Origin of the sequence: Streptomyces olindensis (assembly GCF_040645895.1) — a bacterium.
Classification (GTDB): Bacteria; Actinomycetota; Actinomycetes; order Streptomycetales; family Streptomycetaceae; genus Streptomyces; species Streptomyces olindensis.
In genome coordinates, this window is sequence record NZ_JBEYZD010000010.1 from 87,904 (window position 1) to 103,003 (window position 15,100).

Below are 15,100 nucleotides of genomic sequence, written 5' to 3' on the forward strand. Positions count from 1 at the left end.
TCCTCAGCGTCGTCGCCAAGATTTCAACAAACAGGATTCCTGTTGGTTCGCAGTCTCATTACAGACAGGTTTCCTGTCAATGCTCTAGCCTGCTTCCATGCTCGACACACAGGTGACCAAGGCGCCCCCTTCCCTGCTCTACATGGTCAAGCAGGTGGAGCTCGTCGTGCGCTCCCACCTGGACGAGCTGGTGAGACCGTCGGGGATCACCGCTCTCCAGTACACCGCGCTGACCGTGCTGGAGCGACACGACGGTCTGTCGGCCGCCCAGCTGGCACGCGATTCCTTCGTCACCGCGCAGTCGATCGCCGACCTCGTCCGCTCCCTGGAGGGCCGCGGCCTGGTGCGCCGGGAGCGCAACCCCCGCAACCGCCGGGAGCTGCTGATCCTGCTCACCGACGCCGGCCGCGAGCTGCTCGCGCGGCACGCCGGGCCCGTCCGGGAGCTGGAGGAGCGGATGGTGCGCGACCTCACGGCACACCAGACCGAGCAGTTCCGCCAGGCGCTCACCAAGGCGTGGCACGCCTTGTCGTAGCCCGGTCGGCACGCCTTGCCGTAGCCCGGCCGGCGCGCCTGGAAACACGCCCGCGCGCGCCCCGGCGCGAACCTCGGCCAACTCGCCTGTAATTCAGAGACATATGTCAATCGAACATGCTCAAATTCACTCGTTGGGGGGTAACTTGCAGGGCGGGGAACGGTTTTGAGGACCGCGGCCCCTCCCCACGCACGGAGCAGGCTGGAGGCGATCTCGTCGTGCGGCAGGAACCTGCACCGCTCACCCGGCATCTGCGCGTCCGCCAGGAACGGGGGCACAGGGTGCTGGAGTTCCGCGGCGAGATCGACCTCGCCGCGGCCACGGAGATCGCCCCGCACATCGACCGGGAGACGAACCGCCCCGGCGCCCGGCTCGTGATCGACCTCAGCCGGATCGAGTTCTTCGACTGCTCGGGACTGCGGCTGCTGTACCGGGCCAGGAGCCGGGTGCTCGACCGGGACGGGTACGTACTCCTCGTCTGCTCCCACCCGCTGACCCTGCGCGTCCTTCGGATCACCGGCCTGTCCCGGCTGCTGCCGCCGCAGCCGACACTCGACGCGGCCCTGCAACAGCCGGAGGCCACCTCCCGCCCCTGAACGGGCCGCGGGTGCGCCCCGCATGCTTCCGCCGGGTTCGTCGAATCCTCAACTGCGCGGTCTGGCAGGGGGCGTGGCGGGCATCCGGTCAGTAGGAAGGAGGGCCGTCGCATGACGACTCCCGTCAAGCGCCTCCCCAGGCGCATGCCCGGCTGGGCCAAGGTGGTGGCCGCGCTCGTGCTGGTGCTCGTCGTGTTCTTCGCCGGGCTGCGGCTGAGCGTGCTCCCGGGCCTGAAGGACCTGTTCGGCACCGACACCCACGACCGTTCCGGCCCCGCGCTGCTGAAGTCCATCCAGGACATCAGCCGCTACGACGCCGCCTCCGGCAACTTCCAGGTCGTCGTGGACCTGGAGAAGGACGCCAGGTTCCTGCCCGACGCGATCCGCGGCACCCGCACCCTGTACGTCGGCGCGGGCACCGTCGACGCCTACGTCGACCTGGGCAAGGTCGGCGAGAGGGACGTGCGGGTCAACGCCGACCGCACGTCCGCCACGCTCCGGCTGCCCCACGCGCAACTGGGCAAGCCGGCCCTCGACCCGGACCGCTCCTACGCCGTCTCCAAGCAGCGGGGGCTGTTCGACCGCCTCGGCGACCTCTTCTCGGACAACCCCAACGGTGAACAGGCCGTGCAGAAGCTCGCGGTACGGCACATCGGCGACGCGGCGAAGGAGAGCGAGCTGACCGCACGCGCCGAGTCGAACACCACCGGCATGCTCGAAGGCCTGCTGCGCTCCCTGGGATTCAAGGAGGTGAGCGTCTCGTACGGGAGCTGATCAGCTCCCGAGGACGGCGGGCAGGGCCAGGGCGCCCAGCAGCGTGGTGCCCACCAGGAGCCACGCGACGTAGTCCCCGACGTGCCCGGACTGCAGGCGCCGCAGCGGCAGCGCCCGGTCCGGCGCGGCGGAGAGCCGCGGCCGGGTGACGGCCGCGGCCGCGAGGGCGAGCGCGAGCGCGGTCGAGGCGAGGCCCAGCAGGACGCCGAGCGGGGTCCAGTGCACGGACCCGTGCACCAGGCCGCCCGTCCCGGCCTCCTGCACGGCGCGCCCGATCGCCGCGGCGAAACCGGGGACCACGCCGACGGCGAGGGACGCGGCGAGCAGCACCACCGGGACCACCGTCATGGTGTCCGGGACCCGGCTCAGCCGCTGCCGGGTCTCGGGCCGCTCACCGGAGCCCGTCGTCTCGTACGCGTCCCCCTCCGCCGGCCGCGGGCCGAGGCCGAGGAACACGCGGGCCGCGACCCGCAGCACCGCCCCGGCGGTCACCGCGCTCGCCAGGACGTACAGCACGGTCAGCGGTCCGCCCACGGCCTCCTCCGTCACCGACTTGCCGAGCGCCGTGCCGAAGGGCGGCAGTCCGGCGAGGCCGAGCCCTCCCACGGCGAACAGCACGGCGACCGCGCGCAGGGGCCGGGCCCGGCCGTGCAGGGCATGCTCGTCGACGGAGCCGTACCGGTCGAGGAGGATGCCCGTGCAGGCGAACAGCGCGGCCTTCACACCGGCGTGCCCCAGGACGTACAGCGCGACCCCGTCGTCGGCCTCAGGGGTGAGGGTGCCGATGCCGGTGAGGAACAGGCCCATGTGGGCGACGGTCGAGTAGGCCAGCAGGCGTTTGATGTGCCGCTGGTACCAGCACATGACCGCGCCGGTCACCGCCGTCAGCGCGCCCAGCGCCACCAGGGCCCGCTCCACGTCGGCGGCGGGCAGCCCGCCGGGCCCGGAGAAGACGGTGTCGTACACCCGCCACACGCCGAACGCGCCGAGCTCCACCATGACGCCCGACAGCAGCATGCAGACGGGGGTGGGGGCGACCGCGTGCGCGTCCGGCAGCCAGAAGTGGAACGGTACGGCCGCGCCCTTGACCAGCAGGCCGGTCAGGACCAGGACGAAACCGGCGAGGACCAGCGCGTCGGGCGGCCCGTGCGCGTCCAGCTCCTGCCCGATCCGCGCCATGCCCAGCTCGCCGGTCCGGGCGTACAGCAGCCCGATGCCCATCAGCATCGCGTACGCGCCCAGGGAGGTGACGACGCCGAAGGTGAGCGCGCCCTGCACGGCCCGGGCCTCCTCGACCCGGTGGCCGGTGAGCGCGTAGGCGACGACGCTCATCAACTCGAACCACACGAACGCGTTGAACAGGTCGCCCGCGACGGCGAACCCGCACATGCCCGCCTGGAAGAGCAGCAGCAGCGCCGGGAACGAGCCGGCGTGCCCGCGCGGCGGTTCCTCGAAGTAGCGCCAGGAGTACACCAGCGCGGCCAGGGTCAGGGCCGAGGCGAGCGCGGCCATGCCGAGCCCCGGCCCGTCGCCCACCAGGACGATGCCGACGCTCTCGCCGCGCACGGGCACCCAGCCGCCCACCCATTCGGCCGTCGGCGCCGGGGAGTCGGCGAGCAGCACGACCGCGAGGGCGGCGGTGCCCGCCGAGACCGCGCAGCCGGCGGACTCGGCGACGGCCCGGGGCACCCGGCGGCCCCCGGCGGCCAGCAGGGCGGCGCCGAGCAGCGGGACGGCGACGAGGAGCGGCAGCAGGCGGTGCATCAGCCGCGCAGCTCGGAGAGTTCGTCGGGGTCGACCGTGCCGTGCCGCTTGGAGACCTGCACGACGAGCGCGAGCAGCAGGGCGGTGACGGTCGCGCCGACGACCACGTCCGTCAGGGCGAGTGCCTGCACGACCGGGTCGACGACCGGTCGCGATCCGGGTTCCAGGTCGGAGAAGACGGGTGCGGTGGCCCCGTCCCGGTAGCCGACGGCCAGCAGCAGGACGTAGGTGGCGGACTGGCACACCGACAGGCAGCCCACCGCGTGGATGAGGTTGCGGCTGGTGGCCAGGCCGTAGCAGCCGGCCAGGAAGACCCAGGCGGCGACCAGGTAGGCGAACACGTCCGTCACGGCGACCTCACGTCCCGCTCTCCTCCTCGATCTCGACGGCCTGGTCCAGGAAGCGGGCGAGCAGCACGACGACGGCGCAGGCGACCTCCATGCCGACGGCGGCGTTGAGCAGCGGGACGGTGCCGCCGGAGGAGAGCGTGTCGAACGTGCCGTGCGGCAGCAGGGTGTTGGCGAGGAAGGCGGTGCCGCCGAGCAGCGCCGCGACGCCCGTGACCAGGTAGGCGGAGACGGCGACGGCGTCGCCGGCCTCGTACAGCCCGACCGGCCGGACGCGTTCCAGGGCGCGGTAGTCGGCGCCCAGGTACAGCAGGTGCAGGGCGGTCGCGGCGACCACGCCGCCCTGGAAGCCGCCGCCGGGGCTGAGCTGGCCGTGCGCGACGACGTAGAGGCCGGTGAGCAGGGCGACGGGCAGGACGAGCAGCGCGTAGCGGCGTACCGGCGGGGCGACGCCGGCGGGTTCGGGCCGGGCGCGGTGCTCGTCGCGGGTCTGCCGCAGCAGGACGACGCAGCCGAGGACGGCCGCGAACAGGATGGTCAGCTCGCCGAGGGTGTCGAAGGCCCGTTGGTCGAAGGTGACGGAGGCGACGGTGTTGGCGGTGCGGTGGGCCAGGGACGCGTCCACGGCCCGGTCGCCGTACGGGTGGTGGTCGCCGCCGAAGGCCGGCAGGCGGAAGCAGGCCGCGACGAGGAGGGCGGCGAGGCCCCCGCCGCCGACGGCCACCAGCCACAGCCGGGTGCGGGGGTTCACCGCTCGGCCTCCCCGCGCCGCCGGCGCCGGCGCACCTTGCGGACGGTCAGCAACAGCAGCAGCGGCGTCAGGGCGGAGCCCACCGCGAGCTGCGAGAGGGCGACGTCGGGGGCCTGGAGCACGGTGAACAGCACGGCGAGCACGACGCCGAGGACGGCGAGGACGAGGGCCTGGCGGACGGGGTCGCGGGTGGCCACGGCCACGGTCGCGGAAGCGGCGACCAACGTCAGGGCGACGGCGATCACGGCTTCGTCCACGGCAGCGGTCCCCTCCCCCACCCGCCGGGCCTCTGTGCCGCGCCGGTCAGTGCCCGCGAGGCGACGAGGTTCCCGCCGATCAGCAGGACGCCCGTCAGCAGGAGCTTCGCCATCGCCCGGCCGGGGCCCGTGGCCACGCACACCGCCATCACGACGACGGCGCCGAGGGCGGCCGCCGCCCGGGTCGCGCCCTGGGCGCGGGGCGGGTCCTCGGCCAGTTCCGGGGCGAGCAGCCGGGCGAAGACCAGCGTGCCGACGGGGCCGAGCAGGGCGAGGACCAGGGCGAGGTCGACGTAGGCGGGGCGGTCGTAGCCCTGGGCGAGGAGGAGCAGTCCGGGGCAGGCGACGGCGGTGGACAGGTTCTGCGCGACGACGCGGCGGCGCAGCGGGCCGGTGGCGACGCCCCACAGGGCGGCGGTCAGGCCGGCGCCGAGGAGGAGCGTGGCCGCGAGGATCCAGCCGTTCACCGCCGGGTCACCGCCCGCCGCGCGGCCCGGGCGGCGAGTGCCCCGAGGAGGGCGGCGGCCGCGCCGACGGCGAGTTCCAGGGCGTCGACGGTGGTGACGAGCACCGGCCACAACGCGGCGAGCGCGGCCCACCACAGCGGTACCTCGGCCACGGTGAGAAGCGTCGTACGCCGGTTCACACGCCACCTCCACGGGCGCTGGTCGTTGTGGCGGTCATCCAAGCACCGCCCCGGCCGTGGGACGTGGCGGCGCGCGGCGGCTCCCGGGTCGGGAGTGCCCCGGCGCGCGGCGGGGAAACCGTGGCCGGGAACGGCCGGTGGCGGCATCGTCGGTCCGTCTGTGGGTAACCGCCCTACTACGCAGGGAAGTTGAAGACTGGAGGAGCAATGGCCGGTGCAGCCTCACGTCCCCGGACCGCCCGGTCCGGGAGCGAGCGTCGCCCGCTTCCACTGCCCGTCCGGGTGCTGGCGATGCTGTGCGCCTTCACGTTCATGGTCGCCTTCGCCGTGGTGCTGGCCCGGTTGACCCTGCAGCCCTCGCCCGCCTCGGAGGCGCTGACCCACAGCAATCTGCGGCCGGGCAGTTCCCTGAAGGCCTATCTCGACCAGCCGGAGCTGCGGGACGCCGTCCGGCAGATCGGCGGCAACATCCTGCTGGGCGTCCCCTTCGGCGTCCTCGTCCCCGTCGTCGCCCCCCGCACCCGCGGGGTCCTGCGCGTCCTGTTCCTGACGGCCGTGGTGATGCTCCTGGTGGAGTTCGCCCAGGGAGCCCTGGTCACCGGCCGCGCCTTCGACATCGACGACGTCATCCTCAACACGTCGGGCGCGCTGATCGGTTACCTCGTCCTGGGCCGCCGCCTGAGCCGCGCGATCCACGCCCGCAGGCCCCGCCGCGACCGCCGGACGAAACCTACGCCGACCGGCTGACCTGCGGGCTACGACGGGCCGTCCATGCGGACGATCCCCTCGATGGAGTCCAGACGGGCCGGCAGCTCCGCGTCCTCGACCGAGGTGGTGGTGAGCAGCAGAAGCCAGTCCGGCGGGTGTTCCTCCGCGTAGAGGTCGTCCTCGCCGTCGTCACCCGGGATCGCGTTGGGCTGGACGGTGACCCGCCCGCCGGGAATGGCGGCGACGTGGTAGACGCCGAGGAAGTGGCTGTCGCGCTCGGTGAAGACCAGCCCGAGGCGGTCGCCGAGGAGCGAGACCAGCTCGTCGGCCGAGTACGCGTCGGTGCCGTGGACGTGTTCGGGCATGATCGGGTGATCGTATGCCGCGGCCGTGAGGCTAGTGCACGGTCCAGGTGAACTTGTCTCCGCCGACCCAGCGGACCACGTCCGGGTCGTCCAGGTCGTGGACCGTGATGCCGAACGCGGCCGCGGCCGCCAGGACGTCCGTGACGGCCCTGGCCTCCCCGACCACCTGGCCGTCGATCTCCACGATGCGGAACGGCGGTGTGCCCGGCTGTACCCCGAGCACCATGATCCGGGGGTGCGCTATGTGCGGGCTCGAGATTTCCGTCATGCATCGAGCGTAGAGCGGAACCGGCTCCGGCGCGGGGTGCGGCTCAGCGGTCGAGGAGATCGAGGACGGCCGCCTCGATCGCCCCCTGGGTGGCGGGGCGCCCGAAGTCGCCGTGCTCGCCCAGCCGGGTGAGCGCGGGGGCGATGGTCTCCCCCTGCTCGAACAGTTCGAGGACACGCGGGTCGATGTAGGAGGCCCGGCACACGGCCGGGGTGTTGCCGAGGTAGTGGCTGACCTCGCGGACGGCCCGGGCGGTCTGCCGGCGCCGGGCCGCCGCCGTGGAGCGGGCCGGCCGGGCGGTGACGGCGAGCGCGACGGCGGCGAGGACCGTCGCGTGCCAGGTGCGGAAGTCCTTGGCGGTGATGTCGACCCCGGACAGCCGGCGCAGCGCCTCGTTCAGGTCGTCGCTGTGCAGGTCGTGCCAGGCCCTGCCCTCCCAGAAGACGAGCAGCCGCTCACCGCCCCGCCGGCGGCGCAGCAACGCCCGTACGACCGCGTGCGCCTGGTCGTCCACGAGGGCCCGGACGATCTCGGTCCCGCCCTTGGCGGGGTAGCTGAACGCGATCTCGCCGCGGCCGCAGGTGACGTGCTCGCGCAGCATCGTCGTCAGGCCGTAGGTGCCGTTGTCGCGGGTGTGCCGGTCGCTGCCGACGCGGAAGAAGCCGAGGTCCAGCAGGCGTACGGCGCAGGCGGTGACCCGGGCCCGGCTCAGACCGCCGCCGGCGAGGTCGGAGGCGACCCGGGCCCGCAGATCGGGCAGGGTGCGCGCGACCTGGCGCACGTGCTCGTGCTTGGCCTGCTCCTGCCGGGCCCGGAACTCCTCGTGGTACAGGTACTGGCGGCGCCCGGCGTCGTCGGTGCCGACCGCCTGGAGGTGGCCGTTCGGGTGCCGGCAGATCCACACGTCGCGCCAGGCGGGCGGGATGACCAGGGCCTTGATCCGGGCGAGCTGCCCGGGGTCGGTGAGGGGTCGGCCGTCGCTGTCCAGGTAGCGGAAGCCGCGGCCGTGGCGGACGCGGCGGAATCCGGGCTCGTCGCAGGAGCTGGTGCGCAGTCTCACCGCGGCCCCCTCAGGGGCGCCGCCAGTCGTCACCGGTGAGGTGGGAACCGGCCTGCGGGCCCATCCGCAGCATGCCGCCGTCGACGCTCCAGGAGGCGCCGGTGACGTAGGAGGCGTCCGGCCCGGCGAGGAAGGCGATGACGGCGGCGACCTCGCGGGCGTCGCCGGGCCGTCCGAGCGGGATGCCGGGGCGGCTCTCGGTGTGCGGGTCGGTGTCCTCCTGCCCGGTCATGGGCGTGGAGATCTCGCCGGGCGCGACGGCGTTGACGGTGATGCCGTGCTCGGCGAGTTCCAGCGCCATGACCTGGGTGAGCAGCCCGAGCCCGCCCTTGGCGGCGCAGTACGGCGCGGCGCCGACGCGCGGCTGGTGCTCGTGCACGGAGGTGACGTTGACGATCCGGCCGCCGTCGCCCTGCCGGATCATGTGCCGGGCCGCCTTCTGGCCGCACAGGAACGGCCCGACGAGGTCGACGTCGAGGACCTCGCGGACCTTCGGCAGCTCCAGGTCGAGGAAGGGCGTCATGGTGCCGGTGCCGGCGTTGTTGACCAGCACGTCGAGGCGGCCGAGGCGCTCGCACAGCTCGTCGACGGTGTCGGCGGCCTCGGGCAGCCGGGTGAGGTCCATCCGGGCGACCTCGGCCCGCCGCCCGTGCGCCCGGACCTCCTCCGCCGTCTCCTCCGCGCCCTGGTGGTCGCTGTGCCAGGTGATGCCGACGTCCAGGCCCGCCTCGGCGAGGCGCACGGCGGTGGCCCTGCCGATGCCGGAGTCGGCGCCGGTGATCACGGCGACCTTGCCGGTGGGCGCGGTGGGGGCGGACATGACAGGCCTCCTCGTCGACGCGGGCGGGACGAGGCATCGCAGTACCCGGGTGGGTACCGGGCAAACAGCAGGCCCGTCGTGCGGCCCGCCGGGCGCTGGGGAACCCTTGAGGTGGAGGTGGCGATGGACCCCGTCGAGGCACTGGACCGGATCGCCTTCCTGCTGGAGCGGTCCCTGGCGCCGACGTACCGCGTGCGCGCCTTCCGTACGGCCGCCCGGGTGCTGAAGGAACTGGGCGAGGACGAGGTGCGCCGGCGGGCGGGCGACGGGTCGCTGGAGAAGCTCAAGGGTGTCGGCCCGAAGACCGCGCAGGTGGTGCGGGAGGCGCTGGCGGGGCAGGTACCCGGCTATCTGTCGAAGCTGGAGGGCGAGGCGGGCGAGCGGCCGGCCGTGCGGGGCGGGGAGAAGCTGCGGGCGCTGCTGCGCGGGGACTGCCATCTGCACTCCGACTGGTCCGACGGCGGCAGCCCGATCGAGGAGATGGGGCGGGCCGCGGCGGCGCTGGGCCACGAGTGGGCGGCGCTGACCGATCACTCGCCGCGGCTGACGGTGGCGCGCGGGCTGTCGGCCGAGCGGCTGCGCGAGCAGCTGGACGTGGTGGCGGAGCTGAACGCGACGTGGGCGCCGTTCCGGCTGCTGACCGGCATCGAGTGCGACATCCTCGAGGACGGTTCGCTCGACCAGGAGCCGGAGCTGCTGGACCGGCTGGACGTCGTGGTGGTGTCGGTCCACTCCAAGCTGCGCATGGACGCCCGGTCGATGACCCGGCGGATGGTGGCCGCGGTCCGGGACCCGCACTCGGACGTGCTCGGGCACTGCACGGGGCGGCTGCTGACCGGGCGGGGGCGGCCGGAGTCGGAGTTCGACGCGGACGAGGTGTTCGCGGCGCTCGCCGAGACGGGCACGGCCCTGGAGATCAACAGCAGGCCGGAGCGGCTCGACCCGCCGCGGCGGCTGCTGCGCCGGGCCGTGGACGCGGGGGTGCTGTTCTCCGTCGACACCGACGCGCACGCGCCGGGGCAGCTGGACTGGCAGATCAACGGGTGCGCGCGGGCGGAGGAGTGCGGGGTGCCGCCCGAGCGGGTGGTGACCACCTGGTCCCTCGACGCGCTGCTGGCGTGGACCCGTGAGGGGCGCGTGCCGTCCGGCTGACGTGGTACCCGCGCGGCCCGAGAGGAAGGGACTGCACGTATGGCACACACGGAACGGGCCGCCGTGTTCGACGTCGACGGCACGCTCGTCGACACCAACCACCTGCACGTCGTGACCTGGTGGGAAGCCCTCCGGCAGGCGGGCCACCAGGTGCCGATGCACGCCGTCCACCGGGCCGTGGGCCTGCCGTCCACCGACCTCGTCGCCCATCTGCTGGGCGACGACCGCGACCCGGACCAGGATGCCGCGATCAGCGCCGCCCACAAGGCGCTGTACGGGCAGTACTTCGACCGGCTGCCCGCGCTGCCGCAGGCCGGGCCGCTGCTGCGGCGCCTGCACCGGGCGGGCTGGACGGTGGTGCTGGCCACCTCGGCGGGCGGCGCCGAGCTGAGCGCGCTGCGCCGGGCGATCGACGCCGACGACGCGATCGCCGCCACGGCCAGTGCCGACGACGTCGACCGGGGCAAACCGGCCCCCGAGCCGGTGGAGCACGCCCTGGAGCTGGCCGGGGTGCCGGCGGAGCGGGCGGTGTTCGTCGGCGACACGGTGTGGGACATGCGCGCGGGCAGCCGGGCCGGGGTGCGCTGTGTGGGCGTGCTGTGCGGCGGCATCCCGCGCGGGGACCTGGAGAAGTCGGGCGCGGACGCGGTCTACGCCGACCCCGCGCACCTCCTGGCCTCACTCCGGGACGGCCCGCTGGCGTGAGGCGGCGTGCAACCCCCGGTCACACGGATACCCGCAGCGCATGACGCGTGTGACGAGTGCGGTACGGCGGACGGCGGGCGCCCTTCGCCGGCGGAGGGACCGAGACACCACGGCGGACGGCGGCCCGGCCCCGGGCCCGCGGCCCGGGGGCGCCGGCACGGCCCCGCGGCGCGTGCGGAACCTGGAGCACGGCATCCGTGCCGTGCAGCCGGTGGACGCCGTACGACGGGAGACCCGGGCCGCCTGGGGCGCGATGCGAGCGGCCTGGCACGGGCCCGGGCGGGAGCGGGATCTGGTCGTCCAGTCGCTGAAGGCGGCAGCGGCGGCCGTGATCGCCTGGCTGGTGGGCGGTGTCTGGATGGGAGACCCGCTGGCCCTGATGGCGCCCTGGGTGGCGCTGGTGCTGGTGCAGGCCACCGTCTACAGCTCGCTGGTGCAGGGCGCGCGGCAGTTCGGGGCGATCTGCGTCGGAACCCTGCTCGCCTCGGCGGCGCAGGCGATCACCGGCGACACGACCGGCGCCCTCGCCCTGTCCGTGCCGGTGCTGATGCTGCTGGCGAACTGGCCCCGCTTCGGCGACCAGGGCATCTACGCCGCGACCACGGCCCTGTTCACCCTGGCCGCGGGCACGGTGAGCCTGTCCGGCGTGGGGCACCGGGTGGGACAGGCCGCGCTCGGCGCCGTCATCGGCGTGGCCGTCAACGCGCTCGTCCTGCCGCCGATCCATCTGCGGGACGTGCGGGAGAACCTGGCGGCGCTCGCCCGGGAGGTGGGAGACGTCCTGCACACCGTCGCCGCCGACCTGCGCGAGGGCGAGTGGGACGCGCAGACCGCCGCCGACTGGCTGAGCGCCTCGGCCGGGCTGGAGCACCGCCTGGACGCGCTGCACTCGGCACGCCGGTGGAGCCAGGAGAGCCTGCGCCTGACCTACGGCCCGCTGCGCGCCCTGCACCGCGTACCGCACGGGACGGCCGCCCTGCCGCCGGTGGAGGAGGACGAGCGGTTCGGCCGGGTCACCGGGCACGTCACCGCCCTGACCCGGGCGCTGGCCGTGTCCGTGGACGACAACCGGACGCCCGCCCCGCCCGAGGGTCCGGCCCTGAGCTCGTACGCGCGTCTGCTGGAGCTGATCGGCGACGCCTGCCACGCGGACGCGGACAGTCTCCGGCACGGCAGCATGGCCGGCCGCCCGGACGCCGAGACCGAGAAGGCGATGCGGGAGCTGCACGAGGAGCTCGAGGACAAGCTGCGCCGCCACGCCGGGGAGGGCGCCGCCCACACGGCCGTCCTGGGCACGCTGCTGCTCCAGGCGGAGAACCTGTGGGCGGAGACCGTGCCCGACGACGAGGGGCAGTGACGCACCTCACGGGCCGGGGCGCGCGAACCCGGAACACCCAGAGGTAGTTACCCGTTGAACGACACGTGGGTGCGGATGGGACAGTGTCCCCGGGCCTCACCATTCGCCCACAGGGACGATCGTTCGGCTGAAGCCCTGTGGAGCCCCTCGCCGAGAGGCGACCGCCATCCGCGCCCAACTCAGAGCCGCCCCGGCCGTGATTCCCCCGTCCGGCCGGGGCTTCCTTCTGCCCACGTGCAATCCGCCCCACCCGGGTACTCGGTCATCTCTCGCGGAACCGCGGCCGAGAGGAGCCAGAGGTGAGCAGCGCAACGGGCATGAGAATCGTCGTCACGGGCGCCACGGGCAACGTGGGCACGAGCGTGGTGCGTCTCCTCTCCGAGGATCCCGAGGTCGGCTCCGTGCTGGGCCTGGCCCGGCGGCTCCCGGACTGGTCGCCCCCGAAGACGGACTGGGACGCGGTCGACCTGGCCTCCGAGCGGTCCGGCCTGGTGGAGCGGTTCACGGGCGCCGACGCGGTCGTCCATCTGGCCTGGGCGTTCCAGCCGACCCACGATCCGGCGGCGACCTGGCGCACCAACGTGCTGGGCAGCATGCGGGTGTTCGAGGCGGTGGCCGAGGCCGGGGTGCCGGCACTGGTGCACGCCTCGTCGGTCGGGGCGTACTCCCCCGGTCCCAAGGACGAGGCGGTGGACGAGTCGTGGCCGACGCACGGCTGGCCGGACGCCGCGTACTGCCGGGAGAAGGCCTATCTGGAGCGCGCGCTGGACACGTTCGAGCGCGACCACCCGGGCACGCGCGTGGTGCGGATGCGCCCCGCCTTCCTGTTCAAGCGGGAGTCCGCGAGCGAGCAGCGCCGCATCTTCGGCGGCAAGTTCCTGCCGGGCCCGCTGGCCCGCCCGGAGCTGCTGCCCTTCCTGCCGGACATCCCGGGGCTGCGGGTGCAGGCTCTGCACACGGACGACGCGGCGCGGGCGTACCGGCTGGCCGTGCACTCCGACGCCCGGGGCGCCTTCAACCTGGCGGCCGAGCCGGCGGTCGACGCGCACGTGCTGGGCGAGATGCTCGGGGCCCGGCCGGTGCGGCTGCCGCGCACCGCGGCCCGTTCGGCGATCGCGGCCGCGTGGGGCCTGCACCTGCTGCCCGCCTCCCCGCACCTGTTCGACGCGGTGCTGCGGCTCCCCCTGATGGACTCCGCGCGCGCCCGTACGGAACTCGGCTGGCAGCCGGAGCGTACGGCGACGGAGGTGCTGGCGGAGTTCCTGCAGGGCCTCCAGCAGGGTGCGGGGGCGGGGACGGAGCCGCTGCGGGGCCGCAAGGTGGGCTGATCCCGCCGGTGGCAAGGGCCCGGTGGCAAGGGTCCCGGTGGCAAGGGTGAGGGCCGCGGCCGACCCCCACAGTCGGCCGCGGCCCTCGGTGTATGCCCTCCTCGGCCTCAGCCGGAGGGCTCGTCCGGCACCGGGTTCTCGGTCTGCGCCGTTCCCGAGCGCGGGGCGCCCTGCCGACCGGTCCCGGCTTCGTCCGTGTCGGGGACGTCGTCGGCCGGCTCGTCGGCCTCGTCCGCCTGGTCGTTCTCGTCCTCGCCGGTGCCCGTGAAGCGCGGTGCGACCTCCCACGGGTCCTCGCCGGCGTCGGCCTGCTGGTCCGGCATGTCCCGCGGGACGGGCTCACCGTTCTCGCCGGGTGCTTCGAGGCGGTGGTCGGTCACGGCGTACTCCCTTCGCTCGTCCGGGCGCCACGCGAGTACCTCCGCCGTGACCTGAGAAACCTCAGCGCGGTGCGCGTTCCTGAAGCGCCGTGCGCCAGGCGGGGGGCGGACTGTCCGGGGCGGGGTCGGGGCGCCGTCCGCCGCGGGCGAAGAAGTCGGCGAGCGGCAGGATCGCCGCGCCGACCGTGACCGCGTCGGGTCCGAGCCGGCCGAGGTCGATGGTGACCTTCCCGGCCGGGTGGCGCAGGGCGTACGACAGGGCGTGGCGGCGCACGGCGGGCAGGAAGCGGGAGCCGAGCGCCAGGCCGGCCCAGCCGCCGATGAGGATGCGCTCGGGCTGGAAGAGGTTGATCAGGTCGGACAGGCCGGCGCCCAGGTATGCGGCGGTCTCCTCCAGCAAGGCCACGGCGACCGGGTCGGCCTCGCCCTCCCCGGCCGGATGGGCCTCGGCGAGCATCGCGGTGAGAGCCGTCTCCTCGTCGGTGCCGTCGGGGACCCGGCCGCCCTCCTCGCGCCAGCGGGCGAGCAGCGACTCGGCGCCCGCGTACGCCTCCAGGCAGCCGAGCGCCCCGCAGCGGCAGCGGCGGCCCCGCACCCGTACGGTCAGGTGGCCCCACTCGACGGCCCGGCCCTGGTCGGCCTCGGGCGTGACCAGGCTCGCGCCGACGCCGGAGCCGAAGAGGACCACGACGGCGTTGCGGGCCCCGCGCCCGGCGCCGAACCACATCTCGGCCCGGCCCAGCGTCTTGGCGCCGTTGTCGATGAGGTAGGGCACGCTGTCCGGCAGCGGGGAGGCGGTGCGCAGCAGGCCCTCCAGCGGGACGGCGTCCCAGCCGATGGTCTGCCCGTGCACGAGCGCGCCCCGGTCGGGGGTGTGTTCGACGATGCCGGGGACGCCGATGCCGACGCCCAGGAGCCGCTCGGGCGGGAGGCCGGCGGCGTCCAGCACCTCGGCGATGCCGTGGCGGACGTGGTCGACGATGGCCTCGACCGCGTACCGCTGGGGGGTGAGGGGGCGCTCGGCGCGGGCGAGTTCCGTGAGGGTGAGGTCGAACAGTTCGACGCACCCGGGTCTCGCCGACGTCGACGCCGATCATGTGGCCGCTGCCGGGCGCGACGCGCAGCAGGATGCGGGGGCGGCCGCCGTCGGAGTCGACGCTGCCGGCCTCCTCGACCAGCCCGTCGGCGACCAGGTCGGCGACGCCGTTGCTGACGGAGCCGGAGCTCAGCCCGGTGGCCGGGCCGACGGGCGTGCCGCGCCCTTCCTCCACCCCCTATTTATGATGC

The 15,100-nt window shown here is 74.5% G+C and carries 19 protein-coding genes and 1 pseudogene; 8 read left to right on the forward strand and 12 right to left on the reverse strand.

The features are described from left to right. The first annotated feature begins 97 nt into the window (after nucleotides 1-97). The 3 genes from ABZ948_RS08545 (at nucleotide 98) to ABZ948_RS08555 (ending at nucleotide 1,905) form a co-directional block, all read left to right on the forward strand. Entirely contained in the window at nucleotides 98-535 is a 438-nt protein-coding gene (locus tag ABZ948_RS08545; protein ID WP_114256988.1) for a MarR family winged helix-turn-helix transcriptional regulator, read from the forward strand. A 218-nt stretch (nucleotides 536-753) separates the two neighbouring features. Continuing rightward, nucleotides 754-1,131: an anti-sigma factor antagonist gene (locus ABZ948_RS08550; RefSeq protein ID WP_359758182.1), complete on the forward strand. Its 378-nt coding sequence runs from the start codon at nucleotides 754-756 to the stop codon at nucleotides 1,129-1,131. Between the two features lie 111 nt (nucleotides 1,132-1,242). After that, nucleotides 1,243-1,905, forward strand: coding sequence for a DUF4230 domain-containing protein (locus ABZ948_RS08555; protein ID WP_359758183.1), 663 nt, complete (start codon nucleotides 1,243-1,245; stop codon nucleotides 1,903-1,905). Here ABZ948_RS08555 and ABZ948_RS08560 read toward each other — a convergent pair whose 3' ends face one another. From ABZ948_RS08560 to ABZ948_RS08585, 6 genes are read right to left on the reverse strand one after another with little or no spacing between them, the layout of a single operon-like run. Further along, entirely contained in the window at nucleotides 1,906-3,669 is a 1,764-nt protein-coding gene (locus ABZ948_RS08560) for a complex I subunit 5 family protein (RefSeq protein WP_359758184.1), read from the reverse strand. After that, nucleotides 3,669-4,019, reverse strand: a complete 351-nt coding sequence (locus ABZ948_RS08565; protein ID WP_359758185.1) for a sodium:proton antiporter — start codon at nucleotides 4,017-4,019, stop codon at nucleotides 3,669-3,671. Before ABZ948_RS08565 ends, ABZ948_RS08560 begins: the two co-directional genes overlap by 1 nt. 7 nt (nucleotides 4,020-4,026) lie before the next feature. Continuing rightward, a complete protein-coding gene (locus tag ABZ948_RS08570; RefSeq protein ID WP_359758186.1) occupies nucleotides 4,027-4,767 on the reverse strand; it encodes an MnhB domain-containing protein in 741 nt (246 codons plus the stop codon). Next, complete coding sequence (locus ABZ948_RS08575; protein ID WP_359758187.1) at nucleotides 4,764-5,024, reverse strand: hydrogenase subunit MbhD domain-containing protein; 261 nt, start codon at nucleotides 5,022-5,024, stop codon at nucleotides 4,764-4,766. Before ABZ948_RS08575 ends, ABZ948_RS08570 begins: the two co-directional genes overlap by 4 nt. Continuing rightward, nucleotides 5,009-5,491 (reverse strand): MrpF/PhaF family protein, encoded by a 483-nt coding sequence (locus tag ABZ948_RS08580; protein ID WP_359758188.1) that lies wholly within the window; start codon nucleotides 5,489-5,491, stop codon nucleotides 5,009-5,011. The genes ABZ948_RS08575 and ABZ948_RS08580 overlap by 16 nt, the downstream gene beginning before the upstream one ends. Beyond that, on the reverse strand, nucleotides 5,488-5,643 hold the full coding sequence (locus ABZ948_RS08585; protein WP_435857472.1) for a hypothetical protein: 156 nt from the start codon (nucleotides 5,641-5,643) through the stop codon (nucleotides 5,488-5,490). Before ABZ948_RS08585 ends, ABZ948_RS08580 begins: the two co-directional genes overlap by 4 nt. Nucleotides 5,644-5,877: 234 nt before the next feature. Here ABZ948_RS08585 and ABZ948_RS08590 point away from each other — a divergent pair, with 234 nt between their 5' ends. Further along, the gene (locus ABZ948_RS08590; RefSeq protein ID WP_359758190.1) at nucleotides 5,878-6,417 is read left to right on the forward strand and encodes a VanZ family protein; all 540 of its coding nucleotides are present in this window, start codon (nucleotides 5,878-5,880) and stop codon (nucleotides 6,415-6,417) included. Nucleotides 6,418-6,425: 8 nt separating this feature from the next. Here the strand turns inward: ABZ948_RS08590 and ABZ948_RS08595 are convergent, their stop codons facing one another. From ABZ948_RS08595 to ABZ948_RS08610, 4 genes are read right to left on the reverse strand one after another with little or no spacing between them, the layout of a single operon-like run. Then, complete coding sequence (locus ABZ948_RS08595; RefSeq protein ID WP_359758191.1) at nucleotides 6,426-6,743, reverse strand: hypothetical protein; 318 nt, start codon at nucleotides 6,741-6,743, stop codon at nucleotides 6,426-6,428. 31 nt (nucleotides 6,744-6,774) lie between these two features. Continuing rightward, nucleotides 6,775-7,011 (reverse strand): hypothetical protein, encoded by a 237-nt coding sequence (locus tag ABZ948_RS08600; RefSeq protein WP_031117749.1) that lies wholly within the window; start codon nucleotides 7,009-7,011, stop codon nucleotides 6,775-6,777. A 43-nt stretch (nucleotides 7,012-7,054) separates the two neighbouring features. Further along, complete coding sequence (locus ABZ948_RS08605; RefSeq protein ID WP_359758192.1) at nucleotides 7,055-8,071, reverse strand: DNA topoisomerase IB; 1,017 nt, start codon at nucleotides 8,069-8,071, stop codon at nucleotides 7,055-7,057. A 10-nt stretch (nucleotides 8,072-8,081) separates the two neighbouring features. Continuing rightward, entirely contained in the window at nucleotides 8,082-8,891 is an 810-nt protein-coding gene (locus ABZ948_RS08610) for an SDR family oxidoreductase (protein ID WP_359758193.1), read from the reverse strand. A 123-nt stretch (nucleotides 8,892-9,014) separates the two neighbouring features. On the opposite strand from ABZ948_RS08610, the gene ABZ948_RS08615 reads away from it, so the two are divergent. The 4 genes from ABZ948_RS08615 to ABZ948_RS08630 all read left to right on the forward strand — a co-directional run bounded on the left by ABZ948_RS08615 (nucleotide 9,015) and on the right by ABZ948_RS08630 (nucleotide 13,433). Further along, nucleotides 9,015-10,043: a PHP domain-containing protein gene (locus ABZ948_RS08615; RefSeq protein ID WP_359758194.1), complete on the forward strand. Its 1,029-nt coding sequence runs from the start codon at nucleotides 9,015-9,017 to the stop codon at nucleotides 10,041-10,043. Nucleotides 10,044-10,082: 39 nt separating this feature from the next. Further along, complete coding sequence (locus ABZ948_RS08620) at nucleotides 10,083-10,748, forward strand: HAD family hydrolase (RefSeq protein ID WP_359758195.1); 666 nt, start codon at nucleotides 10,083-10,085, stop codon at nucleotides 10,746-10,748. 253 nt (nucleotides 10,749-11,001) lie between these two features. Beyond that, nucleotides 11,002-12,105, forward strand: a complete 1,104-nt coding sequence (locus ABZ948_RS08625; protein ID WP_359758249.1) for an FUSC family protein — start codon at nucleotides 11,002-11,004, stop codon at nucleotides 12,103-12,105. A gap of 299 nt (nucleotides 12,106-12,404) precedes the next feature. After that, the gene (locus ABZ948_RS08630) at nucleotides 12,405-13,433 is read left to right on the forward strand and encodes an SDR family oxidoreductase (protein WP_359758196.1); all 1,029 of its coding nucleotides are present in this window, start codon (nucleotides 12,405-12,407) and stop codon (nucleotides 13,431-13,433) included. 107 nt (nucleotides 13,434-13,540) lie between these two features. Here ABZ948_RS08630 and ABZ948_RS08635 read toward each other — a convergent pair whose 3' ends face one another. Together ABZ948_RS08635 and ABZ948_RS08640 are read right to left on the reverse strand one after the other, a co-directional pair. Further along, nucleotides 13,541-13,813: a hypothetical protein gene (locus ABZ948_RS08635; protein ID WP_359758197.1), complete on the reverse strand. Its 273-nt coding sequence runs from the start codon at nucleotides 13,811-13,813 to the stop codon at nucleotides 13,541-13,543. A 61-nt stretch (nucleotides 13,814-13,874) separates the two neighbouring features. Continuing rightward, nucleotides 13,875-15,084, reverse strand: a pseudogene (locus tag ABZ948_RS08640) (ROK family protein). Nucleotides 15,085-15,100: the final 16 nt, after the last annotated feature.